This is a genomic window from Microbacterium phyllosphaerae (assembly GCF_050628115.1).
Taxonomy (GTDB): domain Bacteria; phylum Actinomycetota; class Actinomycetes; order Actinomycetales; family Microbacteriaceae; genus Microbacterium; species Microbacterium phyllosphaerae_A.
In genome coordinates this window covers 3321998-3336719 of record NZ_CP192502.1, presented here as the reverse complement: position 1 = coordinate 3336719, position 14722 = coordinate 3321998, and the positions used below count along the sequence as shown (strand labels likewise).

The following is a 14722-nucleotide window of genomic DNA, read 5'->3' as shown; positions in this document are numbered from 1 at the left end:
ATCGATGTGCTCACACCGAAAGCACAGCGTGCGAAGGTAGATTTTGTGAAGGTCGGTAGGACTAGACTGGCGATCTCCTTGAGGGAGACCTCGAGAAGACGATCTGGGAGGAGGTTCCGATGATTCTTGTACGACAGGAAATCGGCGATGTGCTGAGGGACTTCCGCCTGCAGAAGGGGCGTACGCTCCGGCAGGTCGCAAGCAAGGCCTCTGTGGCGCTCGGCTACCTCAGCGAGGTGGAGCGGGGCCAGAAAGAGGCATCGAGCGAGATCCTCGCTTCCGTGGCGGATGCGCTCGACGTTCCCATCTCGATCATCATGCGCGAGGTCGGCGATCGTATCTCCGTCCTCGAGGGCATCCAGGTGTTCCCCGACGTCGTTCCCGACGACCTCGTCGCCTCGGTCGAGCCCGAGCTCTCGCTGCGCTGAGCGTCGAGGGTTCCCGCTCTTCATGCGTCGCAGTGAATTCCTCCGCGCCGTCGACGCGGAATTCGGTGGCCGGGGTTCCTCTCTCGTCAGCGACCTCGTCCTGACCCAGCTCTCCGGCCGCACCGCCGACGAGGCTCTGGATGCCGGTGTCCCGCCGCGCGACATTTGGCTCGCGCTGTGCGCCGAGACGGATGTGCCGCTCGAGCGACGCCATGGCGCCGGGCGACTCGAGCCCCGCAAGAAAGTGAACGACTGACACGTTCGACGCGTTCGGACTCCCGACACACCGATCCGGCGTGTCATCGAAGATGTGTTCGAAAAGGGCGTAGTCTTCTGCACAAGTGGTTCAGAGATCTTGTTCTCCCTGATTCCTGGTGCTGACGACTCAATGTCCGAGGTCCCTCGTACGGTGAAGACAGCCGAAGAGCCATACGCCTTGTCGGAGAGTTCCGCCCAGCCGGGAGGACCGCGACAGCCTACAGGCGGCACCACGCGAGCATAAGGAGCCCGTCATGCCATCACCCGCTGACCGCGAGAAGTCCCTCGAGACCGCACTCGCCCAGATCGATCGCCAGTTCGGAAAGGGTTCCGTCATGCGACTGGGCAGCGATGAGCGCGCCCCCGTCGCCGTCATCCCGACCGGCTCCATCGCCCTCGACGTCGCTCTCGGTGTCGGTGGCCTCCCGCGTGGTCGCATCGTCGAGATCTACGGGCCTGAGTCCTCGGGTAAGACGACTCTCACGCTGCACGCGATCGCCAATGCGCAGCGCGCCGGTGGCATCGCCGCCTTCATCGATGCAGAGCACGCGCTCGACCCCGACTATGCAGCCAAACTCGGTGTCGACATCGATGCTCTCCTCGTGTCACAGCCCGACACGGGTGAGCAGGCCCTCGAGATCGCCGACATGCTCGTTCGCTCCGGTGCGATCGACCTGATCGTGATCGACTCCGTGGCGGCTCTCGTGCCTCGCGCGGAGATCGAGGGCGAGATGGGTGACTCGCACGTGGGTCTGCAGGCTCGACTCATGTCGCAGGCTCTGCGAAAGCTCACAGGTGGGCTCAACCAGACGAACACCACGATGATCTTCATCAACCAGCTGCGCGAGAAGATCGGCGTCTTCTTCGGATCGCCGGAGACCACCGCCGGTGGAAAGGCGCTGAAGTTCTACGCATCGGTCCGCATGGACATCCGACGCATCGAGACGCTGAAAGACGGCACCGACGCGGTCGGAAACCGCACCAGGGTCAAGGTCGTCAAGAACAAGATGGCTCCGCCATTCAAGCAGGCCGAGTTCGACATCCTGTACGGCGTCGGCATCTCGCGAGAGGGCAGCCTGATCGACTTCGGTGTCGAGCACGGCATTGTGAAGAAGTCCGGCTCCTGGTACACCTACGACGGCGATCAGCTCGGCCAGGGCAAGGAGAACGCACGCACATTCCTGCTCAAGAACCCGGACATCGCACTCGCGATCGAGTCTCAGATCAAGCAGAAGCTCGGGATCGGCGGCGCCGTCGAGGCTCCCGCTGACGAGCTCGCCGAGCGTCGCCCGGCGTGATCATGACGGTTCCAGGTCGTTCCGCGATCGGAGTGGGCCATGAGTGATGGCGGGGGCGGGCAGGATCAGCTCGCCCCCGTCATCCCGTTGTTCGGTCGGAATGCCTCACGCGAGGCGCCGGCGGGCGAAGGTTCGGCGGACGTGACGGGGCGAACGGCGCCCGAGTCGCCGGAGGGCGGTCGCTCCGAGTGGCATGCCTCCGCGGATGCCGGGCTCACAGCGTCTGGGCGACTCGGTGGAGATGGGCCCGCTCCAGTGGATGACGCCCCGGCGTGGAACTCGACGTGGGGTGACGCCGGCCCGAAGACACCCGTGACCCCGGCCGCGTCGATCGATTCTCGCGATCCGAGCGACCGGCATCCGGCGCGCGGTGCGGCGGCACGATCTGCACCGCGTCTGCGGGCGCTCCAGCCGCAGGGCGATCTCGACGGTGACGTCGGGGGAGGAGCCGATCCGGAACGCGTACGAGAAGCCGCAGAGGAGCTCCTGGTGCGAAAGCTGCGCTCTCGGTCGCTCTCGATCTCCGAGGCGCGGATGGTTCTCAAAGGGTATGAGCAAGACGGCACCCGTCTCGATTCCGGCGCTCTAGAGGACGTGCTCGATGATTTCTGTCGAAGAGGGTATCTCGATGATGCTCTGCTCGCCGGGCAGCTCGTCACGTCGGGTGTCGAGCGAAAGGGCCAGGGTCGTGTCGCTCTGTCGAGGGCTCTGGCGCAGCGTGGGATCCCTCGCGACGTGGTCGACGCCGCGCTCGACGAGCTGCCCGACGATGACGCCGAGCGTGCGCTCGAGTACGCTCGCACCAAGGCCCGGGGGCTGTCACGTCTCGACGGCGACACAGCGCTGCGGCGTCTCGTCGGTCAGCTCTCGCGCCGCGGTTATAACGGCTCCGTCGCGATGACTGCGGCGAAGGCCGCTCTCACGGAGGCGTCATCCGGGAGGCCGACGTCCGGTGTGCGTTTCGTGGACTCCGACTGAGACCGATCCGTCTGATCCTCGATATCCGCCACACATCGCTCCACCGCTGACGCTGGTCGGATGCGCTCGTAGAATGGTGGAACCATGACTATCCCGCGCAGTGAGCCGACGATCATCAGTTCGTCGTCGGCAGCAATAGACGCCGACGGACGGACCCGCTCCTACGAGGTGCGCACCTTCGGATGCCAGATGAACGTCCACGATTCCGAGCGACTGTCAGGATCACTCGAGAGCGCAGGGTACGTCCGCGCCGCAGACGGCGACGAGGCCGATGTCGTGATCATCAACACGTGCGCGGTGCGTGACAACGCCTCGGGAAAGCTCTACGGAACGCTCGGTCAGCTCGCGGGGGTCAAGCGCCGCAAGGACGGCATGCAGATCGCTGTCGGCGGATGCCTCGCTCAGATGGACAAGCAGGCCGTGCTCGACAAGGCCCCGTGGGTCGATGTCGTCTTCGGCACCCACAACATGGGCTCTCTTCCGGGACTCCTCGAGCGCGCGCGGCATAACGGCGATGCTGAGCTCGAGATCCTGGAATCGCTCGAGGTGTTCCCGTCGACTCTCCCGACCAAGCGTGATTCCGCCCACAGCGGTTGGGTCTCCATCTCGGTCGGGTGCAACAACACGTGCACCTTCTGCATCGTTCCCAGTCTTCGAGGCAAAGAGAAGGACCGCCGCCCCGGTGACATCCTGAACGAGATCCGCCTGCTCGTCGAAGACGGCGCCATCGAGGTCACACTGCTCGGACAGAACGTCAACTCCTACGGCGTCGAGTTCGGCGACAGGCAGGCGTTCGGCAAGCTGCTGCGCGCTGCGGGCGAGATCGACGGACTGGAGCGCATCCGCTTCACGAGCCCGCACCCCGCGGCCTTCACGGACGATGTGATCGACGCGATGGCCGAGACCTCCAACGTCATGCCTCAGCTGCACATGCCACTGCAGTCGGGGAGCGACAGGATACTCAAGGCGATGCGCCGCTCCTACCGGAGTGAGAGGTTCCTCGGGATCCTCGACAGGGTGCGCGACCGCATCCCGAACGCCGCGATCACCACGGACATCATCGTCGGGTTCCCCGGCGAGACAGACGAGGACTTCGAGGACACGATGCGCGTCGTCGAGAAGGCGCGCTTCTCGAGTGCGTTCACCTTCCAGTACTCGATCCGCGAGGGCACGCCGGCGGCGACGATGGAGGACCAGGTCCCCAAGGCCGTCGTGCAGGAGCGGTACAACCGTCTCATCGCGCTCCAGGAGCGGATCTCCCTCGAGGAGAACCAGAAGCAGGTGGGTCGTGAGGTCGAGGTGCTGGTCTCCACAGGTGAGGGCAAGAAGGATGCCGAGACCCACCGCCTGACCGGTCGTGGCGAAGACAACCGACTCGTCCACTTCGAGGTCACGGCAGGCTCTGAGGTGCCGCGACCTGGCGACGTGGTTTCTGTGACGATCACCCACGCCGCACCCTTCCACCTGCTCGCGGACGATCCGACCGGAGCGCCCCTGCGGATCCGCCGCACCCGAGGCGGCGACGCCTGGGATCGGGCTCAGGCGGACTCGTGCGCCGTTCCTGCCCCGAGCACCGGAGACGGCCTCCGCGCTGTCTCCCTCGGACTGCCGACGCTTCGCGTCGGCGTGTGACCGCAGCTCCTCGCATGAGCGATCCGGAGTCGAGTGGAGTTCCACGAACGCCACGACTGTGGGCGATCGTCGGCGCGACCGGTACGGGCAAGAGCGACCTCGCTCTCGACCTCGCCGAGACTCTGCGCGAGAGAGGAATACCCGCGGAGATCGTGAACGCGGATGCCATGCAGCTCTACCGCGGCATGGATATTGGGACCGCGAAGCTCGCGCCCTCCGACCGAAGAGGAATCACGCACCACCTCTTCGACGTCCGGGAGGTCGACCAAGACGCCGCAGTGGCCTGGTACCAGCCTCTCGCCCGCGCCGCGGTCACTGGCATCCAGGAACGCGGTGGGGATGCGATCCTCGTCGGCGGCTCGGGTCTGTACGTGTCCAGCATCGTCTTCGATTTCAACTTCCCCCCGCGCGACCCGGTGATCCGCGAGCGGCTCGAGCGTGAGCTCGAGACCGATGGAGTCGGTGCGTTGCTCGAGCGGCTGAGAGCCCTCGACCCCGCAGCTGCCTCGAAGGTGGATCCCCGGAACGGCCGGCGCGTCATCCGCGCTCTCGAAGTCCTCGAGCAGGGGAGCGCGACACACGGCGCAGCGCTTCCGGAGCAGCCTTCTCTCTGGCAGAGCGACACACGACTGATCGGCCTGCAGGTGGACCGCGGCACCCTGGTCGACCGACTCGATGCTCGAGTGGACAGGATGTGGGAGGCCGGGCTCGTCGACGAGGTGAGGGTGTTGCGTGAGCAGGGGCTCGAGCGTGGTGCGACTGCTTCGCGGGCGATCGGATATGCCCAGGCTCTCGGACAGCTCGACGGACGATTGACCCGTGCCGAGGCGATCGAGGAGACGCAGGCACTCACACGCCGGTATGCCCGCCGCCAGGTGTCGTGGTTCAAGCGCTACCCCGGGCTGACCTGGCACGAACCGCCTGTCGACGCCGCCGCGCTCCTTGAGCCATGATGTGCGTGTGACGCCACGTCCGCGACCGGTGCCCGATGTCGGTGGTCTATGCGAAGGTGAGCGCATGGCCACCCACTTCTACACGGCGAGCAGCCTCGACGGCTTCATCGCGACCGACCAGCATTCTCTCGACTGGCTCCTGAAGCAGGACATCGACCACGACGGCCCGATGGCCTACGCCGCCTTCGAGAAGACGATCGGAGCTCTCGCGATGGGGGCCTCGACCTACGAGTGGGTCATGCGACACGAAGACGGGCGTTGGGGCTACACGCAGCCCACCTGGGTGTTCACGCACCGAGCCCTCGAAGTGCCCGAGGGGGCCGCGATCCGCATCGCGCAGGGCGACGTCGCTGAGGTCCACGGCGAGATGGTCGACGCGGCGGACGGCGAGGATCTCTGGATCGTCGGTGGCGGAGACCTGGCGGGGCAGTTCGCGGATGCGGGCCTGCTCGATGAGGTGTGGGTGCAGTACGCGCCGGTCACGCTCGGATCCGGGGCTCCGCTCCTCCCACGGAGCCTGGATCTCGAGCTCATCGACGTCGCGCGCAACCGTGATTTCATGTGCGGGCGATACCGCGTGGTGCGCGGCTGATGCGGCATCGATCCTAAACTTGCAGGCATGCATTGGGTGGTACGGGCGTTCGAACGCGCCGACACGGAATCGGTGGTCGCGCTGTGGGATGAGGCGGGTCTGACTCGTCCGTGGAACGACCCGCGACTCGACATCGAGCGCAAGCTCACGGTACAGCCCGAGCTCTTCCTCGTCGTCGAGGATTCCGCGGCAGGGGAGCAAGAGTCTGCGATCGTGGGGTCCGTCATGGCCGGGTACGACGGCCATCGCGGGTGGCTCTACTACCTGGCGACCGCGACGACGCACAGGCGCCAGGGGATCGCCTGCGCACTCGTCGGAGAGGCCGAGCGACTTCTTCTCGCGCTGGGGTGCCCGAAGGTGCAGCTCATGGTCCGCGAGGGCAACGACACAGTGCTGGGTCTCTACGACGCTCTCGGGTACGAGCGGTTCTCGGTCTCGAACACGGGAAAGCGTCTGATCGTCGACGCATAGCCGGGATCTCTAGACTGGTCGAATGGTCGCATTCACCAAAGGACACGGCACCGGCAACGACTTCGTCATCATCGCCGACCCCGACGGGGCTCTCGATCTGAGCGCTGAGCAGGTCGCTGTGCTGTGCGACCGACACTTCGGCATCGGGGCCGACGGCGTTCTCCGTGTCGTGCGCTCCGCCGCGATCGCCGACGGCCGGGCGGCGCTCGCTGAGGAACCGGACGCCGAGTGGTTCATGGACTACCGGAACGCCGACGGGTCGATCGCCGAGATGTGCGGCAACGGGATCCGTGTGTTCGCGCACTACCTCGTGCGGTCCGGCCTCGCCACCATCGAACCCGGATCGACGCTTCCGATCGGCACCCGCGCGGGAGTGCGTGATGTGACGCGCAGTGAGACGGGATACCAGGTCGATCTCGGACTGTGGAAGCTCTCCGGCGATGACCCGCTGGTCACGGCCGACGGCCTTCCGGTCACCCGCCCCGGGCTGGGCATCGACGTAGGCAACCCGCACGTCGTGGTCGCTCTCGCATCCGAAGCCGAACTGGCCTCGCTGGAGCTGCACCACGCTCCGGCGCTCGAACCGGTTCTTCCTGCGGGCGCCAACGTCGAGTTCGTCGTCCCGGGCGAGCCGCTCGTGCGCGACGGGGTCGGACACGTCAGCATGCGGGTGTCCGAACGCGGCGTCGGAGAGACGCTCAGCTGCGGCACGGGTGTCGCGGCCACGGCTCTCGCCGTCCGCCACTGGGCGGGTGAGAAGGCCCCACACAACTGGCGCGTCGAGGTGCCGGGAGGCACGCTCGGGGTGCGTATGTTCCCGGCGGAGGACGGCGAGCACGTCGCGCTGTCGGGGCCCGCCCAGCTCGTGTTCAGCGGCGAGGTCGACCTGATCTGATGCGGCCGCTCGAACCGATCGAACCGATCGACCTGGTCATCTTCGACTGCGACGGAGTCCTCGTCGACAGCGAGAGGCTCTCGATCGAGGTCGACCGTCGGGTCCTCGCCGATCTCGGGTGGCCGCTGTCGCGCGAGCAGATCCTGCACCGCTTCGTGGGACGCTCTTCCGCGTATTTCCGCGCCGAGGTCGAGGCATACCTCGGTCGACCGCTTCCGGACGACTGGGAGACGCCCTACCAGTCCTGGTATGTCGACGCGTTCGAGCGCGATCTGACGGCGGTGCCGGGCGTCGAGGCCGCGCTCGACGAGATCCCGGTGGCGACCTGCGTCGCGTCGAGCGGGACACATGCGAAGATCCGACGGACGTTGGGATCGACCGGACTCCTCCCGCGCTTCGTGGGGCGGATCTTCAGCGCAGACGATGTGCAGAGCGGAAAGCCCGCTCCGGACCTCTTCCTGCACGCGGCCGAGCACCTCGGTGTCGTACCGGAACGCTGCGCCGTGGTCGAGGACAGCCGATTCGGGGTCCAGGCCGCACGCGCCGCGGGGATGCGGGTCTTCGGCTACGCGGGCGGACTCACCCCGGCAGACTGGTTGGCGCGCGAAGGAGCGACCGTCTTCTCAGACATGCTCGACCTTCCGGGGCTGCTGCGCCGGTGAGCAGGAAGAGGCGATCGGTCAGACGAGCGTGATGGGCTCGGTCGGCGGAGTGCCGTGCTTGCGCACCTTCAGCACCCGGTATCCCTTGGCCGTCGCCGTCCGGTGAACACTGAAGCCGGGGTGGAATGTCGCTCCGATCCACCGCTGCAGGGAATCCGCGCCCAGATTGCGCTGCACGACGAGCCAGGCGTCGCTGCGCTCGTCGAGTCGGGGGATCCACTTCTCCAGCAGGCCGTGCAACTCGTTCTTGCCGACACGGATCGGCGGGTTCGAACGGATCGAGCGGAAGGTCACCTCGGCGGGAACATCCTGAGGCAGGGATGCGTTGACATTCTTGAGACCGAGAGCCGAGGCATTGCGGCGAACCAGGTCGAGTGCGCGTTCGTTCACATCGACCGCCCACACCGTCGCGTGGGGCGCAGCGAGTGCCATCGACAGAGTGATCGGCCCCCACCCGCTTCCGAGGTCGAGAAGATGACCTCCCGGCGGAACGGGAGGCATGTTTGCGAGAAGGACGGCAGTACCGGCATCCAGCCGATCCGGGCTGAAGACGCCACCAGCGGTGGTGACGTCCAGCTCACGGCCTGCGAGCGTCACACGGATCGATCGCAGGTTCTCGGGGCTTGCCGGGGCCGCGGTGAAGTAATGGTCGGACCCCATACCGTGAGCGTAGCGGACAGCGCGGGCTAAGGTTAAGGCTCGCAACAAAACCCAGAGATAAGGGACGGATGACGGAGACCACCACACACTCCACCGGTGACGAAGCAGTCGATCGCGTGCTCGCGAATGCGGAAACGCGCATCGAAGCGCGTGTCTTCGGCGACGCGCAGGCGCTGCGGGATCGATCGACGGCGTCTCACGCCTCGTCGGACGGCGACCAATGGGACCTCGAGGATCGTCATGCGCTACGGCGCGTCGGCGGTCTCTCGACCGAGCTCGAAGATGTCACCGAGGTCGAGTACCGCCAGCTGCGACTCGAGAACGTGGTGCTCGTCGGCGTGTACCCGCAGGGCGCCCAGGAGGATGCCGAGAACTCGCTCCGGGAGCTCGCCGCTCTGGCCGAGACCGCGGGAGCGGTCGTGCTCGACGGTGTGCTGCAGCGTCGCCCGCACCCGGATGCCGCGACCTACATCGGACGCGGCAAGGCTCAGGAGCTCAAAGACATCGTCGCCGCCACGGGCGCCGACACGGTGATCGCCGACACCGAACTCGCGCCCAGCCAGAGACGCGCCCTCGAAGACGTCGTCAAGGTCAAGGTCATCGACCGGACCACCGTGATCCTCGACATCTTCAGCCAGCACGCCAAGAGTCGTGAGGGCAAAGCGCAGGTCGAACTCGCGCAGCTAGAGTACCTGCTGCCGCGTCTGCGCGGTTGGGGCGATTCGATGAGCCGCCAGGCCGGTGGCCAGGTCGGTGCCGGCGGAGCCGGTATGGGCTCACGTGGTCCCGGTGAGACGAAGATCGAGCTCGATCGTCGCCGCATCCGCACCAAGATGGCGCTCCTGCGCCGCCAGATCCGCGACTTCGGTCCCGCACGAGAGGCGAAGCGCGCCGAACGCAAGCGCAACACGATCCCGTCCGTGGCGATCGCCGGTTACACGAACGCGGGCAAGTCGAGTCTTCTCAACGCGCTCACCAGCGCGGGTGTGCTTGTCGAGAACGCCCTGTTCGCGACGCTCGATGCCACCGTGCGCCGTTCCGAGACCTCGGACGGGCGCGTCTACACGCTCACAGACACGGTCGGGTTCGTCCGCAATCTCCCGCACCAGCTCGTCGAGGCCTTCCGGTCGACGCTTGAGGAGGTCGGCGACGCAGATGTCGTGCTGCACGTGGTCGACGGTGCGCACCCTGATCCCGCCGGTCAACTGCAGACCGTCCGCGACGTGATGGGTGACGTGGGTGTGCGGGACATGCCCGAACTGGTCGTGTTCAACAAGGCCGACCTCATAGACGACAGCGAACGACTCGTGCTGCGCGGACTCGAACCGAAGGCGCATTTCGTCTCGTCGCGGTCAGGTGAGGGCGTCGAGGAGCTCCGAGCAGCCATCGAGGAGGCTCTTCCGAAGCCCGCGGTCGAGGTGCACGCGGTCGTCCCTTACGACCGAGGCGATCTCGTCGCGGCGATCCACGAGACCGGGATGCTGCTGTCGGTGGAGCATCGGGAGAACGGCACCGCCGTGCATGCTCGGGTGTCCGAGCGTCTGGCGGCCGACCTCGCTCCTTTCGCAGCGGACGCCTGAGTCGTCTCAGCGCGCGAGGAAGCGCGCCTCGACGGTGGCGGAAATGACGATCTCGTCCGGCTCGTACTCCATCGATGCGCTGCCGGCATCGGCGGACGCGAGCGCGGATCCTCGCGCCTTCGCCATGCCTGCGAACGGCGGCGCGGGCGTCGGGGCGATCAGTCCGACATCCGCGATCTCGATCGGCATCACGTCACCGAGCCCGAGGGCGGTCGCGTACGCCTGAGCTCGCGCGACGGCCACCCCGACCGCCTCGGCGGCGACCTCGCGTTCAATCCGGGAGTTCGTCTCAGGGGTGAGGTGCCAATTCACCCAGCCGACCTCGACACCGTCCCAGGGCGACACGTCCGACACCCAGATGGAGAGCTCAGACGCCTCTGCGAAGGTCGCGGTGAAGTCGATGCTCGCGTAGTAGACCGGGGCCAGTCGCTTGCCCTCGTTGTTCCATGGGCGCTCGGCGCGAACCGAGAGCCGCTTGCTCGTCCACTCGACGACGGTTCCGGCCTCTTTGCGCGTCGTGATGCCGTCGCGCACCGGTTCGGCGAGCTTCATCGCCCGGTCGACCACGGAGGCACGTTCCGGCCCCTCGGCGCGGACGCTCACACGGATGGTGGCGCGCTCCGGCGCGACCCGCGCCTCATGCTCGCCGCGGACGGTGACGGTGACTTCGCTCATGGGGTGACTCTACGCCAGCCCTTGGCGCACGAGCGGAATGGCGAAGCCGCGACGAACGTTGTAGTCTGTGATGCTCGGGTACTCCGGTTCCCGAGTTGGAAATTCCACAGAGTGACAGCGGCTCCTTCGAGAGAAGGACCACGGGGCTGATCGGTTTCGACAGCGCCTGTGAATCCACGAGAAGCGGGCCGAGGATGCAGAGTTATCTCGTAAACGCTCTCTGCAAAACAATAGTTGCCGAAACCAAGCGCAACGACTTCGCCCTCGCTGCATAAGCGAGCCCGATAGTCCGTCAGGCCGTATGTGATTCCGATACGGATCCTGGCGTCATTTAGGAATCTTGCTGCGTGATGGCGTCTGGACGTCACGTGGGACTCTTCCCAGGCTGGGCTTGTCGACTTAGGTGTCTGTGACAAAGGTCGGAGCCGAGTAGAACGTCTGCACAGACTGCGCCCGGAGAAGGCGTGGAGACTCAGCGTTGGACGGGGGTTCGATTCCCCCCAGCTCCACCAGGTCGCTGTCACGAGAGAGAACCCCGAGATGGGCACGCAGGTGTCGACCTCGGGGTTCTTCTGTGCACGGACGTTGCGATCGCAGCTCTGCTCAGTAGCGGCCGAGGTCATCCAGAGCTGCCTGCGCGGCCTGCGACGAAGCTTCGGTGTCGCTGATCTGCTGAGCGAGCTCCTGTTGCTCCTCGCCAGCATGCTGCACCTCGGCGCGAGCGCGCTTCGCGTCGTTCCGGACAGTCTCAAGTTCCGCCTCCAGGTCCCGCTGGCGCCGATCCAGCTCTTCGACTCGCAGCGAGGCGACGCGCAGAGCGCGGTCCGCCGCAGCGGCGTCGCGGACAGCGCGCTCATGCGCCCTGTCCGCATCGCGCACGGCTCGTTCCGCATCTCGACGATCGCGGCGCGCCTTGACCTCGTCGACAGGTCTGGCGGTGGTCTCGGGCAGGACGGGCGCACCTCCGCCGACGAGGGTGTCCGCGAGCTCGGCGAAAGCGGTCGAGGGTTCCAGTTCGCGGATGAGTCGGCCGGAGGCGACGGCAGCCGCGGCCGTCGGGTCGAAGAACGCAGCGGTGATCGTCTGCTGGACAGCCTCCCGAGTGGAAGCCGTGATCCGCTCGCCTCGTGCTTCGGCGAGCTCGGTGGCAGCAGTCGCGAGCCTGCTCGTCAGCGCACGACGGTCACGGCCGAGCTGGGAGAGCGCCCGAGCATCCAGATCCTCCTGCGCCTCTCGCAGCTCCTGTGCGAGGTGCAGTGCCTCGGCCAGCTGGGCGGCGCGCTCGTGTGCGAACACATTGACCACCCATGCCGCGACCGAGGGCTTCTTCAGGGCGCGGATTCGAGCTGCCAGGGCCGGATCCGCGGTCTCGGCGGCATGGGCGTCACGTGCGGCCACGAATCCAGCCGGAGGCCCGACATAGAGCTCGACAGCGATGTCTGCGAGAGAGGGCTCCATGCGAGAGACGATACACCGCGAGAAACCCGAGCTCAGTGACGCCGGTTCTGCTCGGCGCCTCGCGCTACAACCAGTATTCTGGGCGCATGGCAACGCTGTTCTACGGAGCATCCGATGTTCCGATCCATATCGAGGATCGCGCGCTCGCGCACTTGAAGATCGTCATCGCGACGAAGCTCCGCAGGCAGGAGAGCTTCACCCTGTCCTGGCGTCATCCGGAAGGGGAGCCCGGCGGGCGATCCACGATCTGGATCCACCCATCCATCCCGCTCCGATTCACGTTCGACGAGCCGGAGCAGCCGCGGCTGAACGCGCGGTGGATCGAAGACCTCATGCAGTCCGTCAACTCGACGGGTGGCATCCTTCTGGTCGACGAGGTCATCGACACGCCTGCTCCGTGATCGCTCGGCGAGTCGACCGAGGGCCGTGCGCCCCAGGAGGGATAAGCGGCGTCAGCCGGCCCACTCGATGAGGATGAGCCCCTGACGGGTGTCGGCGAACTTCACCCAGCCGTCTCCGAAGAGGTACGTCATGCCGTAGCCGTCTTCGTCGGTGCCCATGGAGAACTGCGGGTTCTCTGTGATGTAGATGCCGTCGGAGCCGTCTTCGCGGGTCCACCCCTGTGAGAGGAGAGACGACTGCGCCTGGGCCGCGTCGTCGGCGGAGATCTCCGACCACCCGTAGAGCTGGCCGTGATCGGACGCGACCGTGTAGTCCGCCCAGAAGCAGAGCAGGCCCTCGGAGAGCGTGACGTCACCGATCACGAACTCCTTCTCCTCGAACGTCCACCCCGCGTCCGTGAGCGCCTGCACGGTGCCCGCAGACACGATCGTGTCGCAGGTCGCCTCCGTCGCGGTCTCCGGAGGCTGCGTCGCGACCGGCTCAGCGGTCGCAGTGGGGGACGGCTTCGGAGCCTTCGGAGTCGGGGTCGCCTCCGCGTCAGGTGTGCCGGCGCACGAGGTGAGCGCCACTGCGAGCAGCAGTGCGCCGAATGCGGCGGAGGTCGTGCGTGTGATCATCGCGGTGCCTTCGTCAGTCGTGGAGAAGCTCGAGGAACGCGTCGTGGAGGACGCCGTTGCTGGCGAGTGTCGAGAGATCGGAGATCGTCTCGGTGCCGTCGAACCCGGTCATGCGGCCACCGGCCTCTCGCACGATCGGCACGGCGGCTGCGACGTCGTACTCCTTGACGCCGAACTCGGCGACCATGTCGATGCGTCCCTCTGCCAGCAGCATGTACGCGTAGATGTCCCCGTATGCGCGGTCCCGCCAGACGCGGTCGGCGAGCTTCAGCAGTTGATCGAGGTGTCCGGACTCCGCCCACTGCGCGATGCTCTGGAAGCTCACGCTCGCGTCATCGAGAGATGACACCGAGGATGCGCGGATGCGGCGGGGCTCGGCATCCGTCGCCGTCCATGCGCCGGATCCTGCGGCTGCCCACCAGCGCCGGCCGAGCGCCGGCATGCTGACGACTCCGGCCTGTGGAACGCCGTCGATCGCGAGCGCGATCATGGTGCCCCAGAGTGGTACGCCGCGGAGGAAGTTCGCCGTGCCGTCGATCGGGTCGATGATCCACTGACGATGCGTGCTTCCCTGTGCGCCGAACTCCTCGCCGAAGATCCCGTCTTCCGGGCGCTCGGACGCGAGGATCTCGCGGATCGCTCGTTCGGTCGCGAGGTCGGCATCGGTTACGTGCGAGTGGTCGGCCTTCGTCGAGATCTCGAGGTCGGGACTGTCGAATCGCGGCAACGACTGCGCGTCGGCGGCGTCGGCCAGCCGGAGGGCGAGCTCGAGGTCGCGGGAGAGGTCGTCGGCGCTGGGGGAGGCGGTCACTCTCTTAGGATAACCGGCCGATGGCGGCCTCAGAGAGGGGTGGACTCATGGCGACACGCGCGGCGGACGCGATGGACCCGCCTCGATTTCGCACGGGGGCCATCGGCTGGTAATGTAATTCCTCGGCCGGGGGATTCACCGGGCCACGCACCTCTAGCTCAATCGGCAGAGCAACTGACTCTTAATCAGTGGGTTCTCGGTTCAAGTCCGAGGGGGTGCACGGATCAGCCTCGATGACTCTCGCCAGTCATCGGGGCTTTTTCGCGTCCGCGGTGCTACTGCCCGGATCGCGTCCTGTGCGCTAGTTTGATGCAAACGCTAAGGGGATGGCGATGGGGATACTGGTGGCAAG

General features: G+C 66.6%; 17 protein-coding genes, 1 tRNA gene and 1 other RNA gene. 14 read left to right on the top strand and 5 right to left on the bottom strand.

Annotated elements, in window-relative coordinates; translation table 11 throughout:
* The first annotated feature begins 119 nt into the window (after positions 1-119).
* From ACQ4LY_RS16060 to ACQ4LY_RS16015, 10 genes are all read left to right on the top strand, one after another.
* Positions 120-428, top strand: coding sequence for a helix-turn-helix domain-containing protein (locus tag ACQ4LY_RS16060; RefSeq protein ID WP_056308102.1), 309 nt, complete (start codon positions 120-122; stop codon positions 426-428).
* A 22-nt stretch (positions 429-450) separates the two neighbouring features.
* On the top strand, positions 451-684 hold the full coding sequence (locus ACQ4LY_RS16055) for a DUF3046 domain-containing protein (protein WP_431073087.1): 234 nt from the start codon (positions 451-453) through the stop codon (positions 682-684).
* Positions 685-940: 256 nt separating this feature from the next.
* The gene (recA, locus tag ACQ4LY_RS16050) at positions 941-1984 is read left to right on the top strand and encodes a recombinase RecA (protein ID WP_431073085.1); all 1044 of its coding nucleotides are present in this window, start codon (positions 941-943) and stop codon (positions 1982-1984) included.
* A gap of 39 nt (positions 1985-2023) precedes the next feature.
* Positions 2024-2962: a RecX family transcriptional regulator gene (locus ACQ4LY_RS16045; RefSeq protein WP_431073083.1), complete on the top strand. Its 939-nt coding sequence runs from the start codon at positions 2024-2026 to the stop codon at positions 2960-2962.
* An 84-nt stretch (positions 2963-3046) separates the two neighbouring features.
* Positions 3047-4594 (top strand): tRNA (N6-isopentenyl adenosine(37)-C2)-methylthiotransferase MiaB, encoded by a 1548-nt coding sequence (miaB, locus tag ACQ4LY_RS16040; protein WP_431073081.1) that lies wholly within the window; start codon positions 3047-3049, stop codon positions 4592-4594.
* A gap of 14 nt (positions 4595-4608) precedes the next feature.
* Complete coding sequence (gene miaA, locus ACQ4LY_RS16035; RefSeq protein WP_431075710.1) at positions 4609-5547, top strand: tRNA (adenosine(37)-N6)-dimethylallyltransferase MiaA; 939 nt, start codon at positions 4609-4611, stop codon at positions 5545-5547.
* Positions 5548-5611: 64 nt separating this feature from the next.
* On the top strand, positions 5612-6139 hold the full coding sequence (locus tag ACQ4LY_RS16030) for a dihydrofolate reductase family protein (protein WP_431073079.1): 528 nt from the start codon (positions 5612-5614) through the stop codon (positions 6137-6139).
* Between the two features lie 27 nt (positions 6140-6166).
* Positions 6167-6610 (top strand): GNAT family acetyltransferase, encoded by a 444-nt coding sequence (locus ACQ4LY_RS16025; RefSeq protein ID WP_431073077.1) that lies wholly within the window; start codon positions 6167-6169, stop codon positions 6608-6610.
* A gap of 22 nt (positions 6611-6632) precedes the next feature.
* Positions 6633-7505, top strand: a complete 873-nt coding sequence (dapF, locus tag ACQ4LY_RS16020) for a diaminopimelate epimerase (protein WP_431073075.1) — start codon at positions 6633-6635, stop codon at positions 7503-7505.
* A complete protein-coding gene (locus ACQ4LY_RS16015; RefSeq protein ID WP_431073073.1) occupies positions 7505-8167 on the top strand; it encodes an HAD family hydrolase in 663 nt (220 codons plus the stop codon). Before dapF ends, ACQ4LY_RS16015 begins: the two co-directional genes overlap by 1 nt.
* A gap of 18 nt (positions 8168-8185) precedes the next feature.
* Here ACQ4LY_RS16015 and ACQ4LY_RS16010 read toward each other — a convergent pair whose 3' ends face one another.
* Entirely contained in the window at positions 8186-8827 is a 642-nt protein-coding gene (locus ACQ4LY_RS16010; RefSeq protein ID WP_431073071.1) for a class I SAM-dependent methyltransferase, read from the bottom strand.
* 68 nt (positions 8828-8895) lie between these two features.
* Between ACQ4LY_RS16010 and hflX the strand changes: the two genes are divergently transcribed.
* Positions 8896-10407: a GTPase HflX gene (gene hflX, locus ACQ4LY_RS16005; RefSeq protein WP_431073069.1), complete on the top strand. Its 1512-nt coding sequence runs from the start codon at positions 8896-8898 to the stop codon at positions 10405-10407.
* A 6-nt stretch (positions 10408-10413) separates the two neighbouring features.
* Here hflX and ACQ4LY_RS16000 read toward each other — a convergent pair whose 3' ends face one another.
* A complete protein-coding gene (locus tag ACQ4LY_RS16000; protein WP_431073067.1) occupies positions 10414-11082 on the bottom strand; it encodes an SIMPL domain-containing protein in 669 nt (222 codons plus the stop codon).
* A 142-nt stretch (positions 11083-11224) separates the two neighbouring features.
* Between ACQ4LY_RS16000 and ssrA the strand changes: the two genes are divergently transcribed.
* Positions 11225-11594, top strand: a transfer-messenger RNA (tmRNA) gene (ssrA, locus tag ACQ4LY_RS15995).
* A 91-nt stretch (positions 11595-11685) separates the two neighbouring features.
* On the opposite strand, the gene ACQ4LY_RS15990 is transcribed toward ssrA, so the two are convergent.
* A complete protein-coding gene (locus ACQ4LY_RS15990) occupies positions 11686-12540 on the bottom strand; it encodes a transposase (protein ID WP_431073065.1) in 855 nt (284 codons plus the stop codon).
* 86 nt (positions 12541-12626) lie between these two features.
* Here ACQ4LY_RS15990 and ACQ4LY_RS15985 point away from each other — a divergent pair, with 86 nt between their 5' ends.
* Positions 12627-12941 carry a hypothetical protein gene (locus ACQ4LY_RS15985; RefSeq protein WP_431073063.1) on the top strand — a complete coding sequence of 105 codons (315 nt, stop codon included), beginning with the start codon at positions 12627-12629 and terminating at the stop codon, positions 12939-12941.
* A 51-nt stretch (positions 12942-12992) separates the two neighbouring features.
* Here the strand turns inward: ACQ4LY_RS15985 and ACQ4LY_RS15980 are convergent, their stop codons facing one another.
* Together ACQ4LY_RS15980 and ACQ4LY_RS15975 are read right to left on the bottom strand one after the other, a co-directional pair.
* On the bottom strand, positions 12993-13559 hold the full coding sequence (locus ACQ4LY_RS15980) for a hypothetical protein (RefSeq protein WP_431073061.1): 567 nt from the start codon (positions 13557-13559) through the stop codon (positions 12993-12995).
* A 13-nt stretch (positions 13560-13572) separates the two neighbouring features.
* A complete protein-coding gene (locus tag ACQ4LY_RS15975) occupies positions 13573-14370 on the bottom strand; it encodes an inositol monophosphatase family protein (protein WP_431073059.1) in 798 nt (265 codons plus the stop codon).
* A gap of 147 nt (positions 14371-14517) precedes the next feature.
* On the opposite strand from ACQ4LY_RS15975, the gene ACQ4LY_RS15970 reads away from it, so the two are divergent.
* A tRNA-Lys gene (locus ACQ4LY_RS15970) sits at positions 14518-14590 on the top strand.
* Positions 14591-14722: the final 132 nt, after the last annotated feature.

Coding starts and splice junctions, on each gene's coding strand:
- ACQ4LY_RS16015 (WP_431073073.1), top strand. CDS start 7,505: ATGCGGCCGCTCGAACCGATCGAACCGATCGACCTGGTCATCTTCGAC.
- ACQ4LY_RS16030 (WP_431073079.1), top strand. CDS start 5,612: ATGGCCACCCACTTCTACACGGCGAGCAGCCTCGACGGCTTCATCGCG.
- dapF (WP_431073075.1), top strand. CDS start 6,633: ATGGTCGCATTCACCAAAGGACACGGCACCGGCAACGACTTCGTCATC.
- ACQ4LY_RS16060 (WP_056308102.1), top strand. CDS start 120: ATGATTCTTGTACGACAGGAAATCGGCGATGTGCTGAGGGACTTCCGC.
- miaB (WP_431073081.1), top strand. CDS start 3,047: ATGACTATCCCGCGCAGTGAGCCGACGATCATCAGTTCGTCGTCGGCA.
- ACQ4LY_RS15985 (WP_431073063.1), top strand. CDS start 12,627: ATGGCAACGCTGTTCTACGGAGCATCCGATGTTCCGATCCATATCGAG.
- recA (WP_431073085.1), top strand. CDS start 941: ATGCCATCACCCGCTGACCGCGAGAAGTCCCTCGAGACCGCACTCGCC.
- ACQ4LY_RS16055 (WP_431073087.1), top strand. CDS start 451: ATGCGTCGCAGTGAATTCCTCCGCGCCGTCGACGCGGAATTCGGTGGC.
- ACQ4LY_RS15980 (WP_431073061.1), bottom strand. CDS start 13,559: ATGATCACACGCACGACCTCCGCCGCATTCGGCGCACTGCTGCTCGCA.
- ACQ4LY_RS16010 (WP_431073071.1), bottom strand. CDS start 8,827: ATGGGGTCCGACCATTACTTCACCGCGGCCCCGGCAAGCCCCGAGAAC.
- ACQ4LY_RS15990 (WP_431073065.1), bottom strand. CDS start 12,540: ATGGAGCCCTCTCTCGCAGACATCGCTGTCGAGCTCTATGTCGGGCCT.
- ACQ4LY_RS16025 (WP_431073077.1), top strand. CDS start 6,167: ATGCATTGGGTGGTACGGGCGTTCGAACGCGCCGACACGGAATCGGTG.
- hflX (WP_431073069.1), top strand. CDS start 8,896: ATGACGGAGACCACCACACACTCCACCGGTGACGAAGCAGTCGATCGC.
- ACQ4LY_RS16045 (WP_431073083.1), top strand. CDS start 2,024: ATGAGTGATGGCGGGGGCGGGCAGGATCAGCTCGCCCCCGTCATCCCG.
- ACQ4LY_RS16000 (WP_431073067.1), bottom strand. CDS start 11,082: ATGAGCGAAGTCACCGTCACCGTCCGCGGCGAGCATGAGGCGCGGGTC.
- miaA (WP_431075710.1), top strand. CDS start 4,609: ATGAGCGATCCGGAGTCGAGTGGAGTTCCACGAACGCCACGACTGTGG.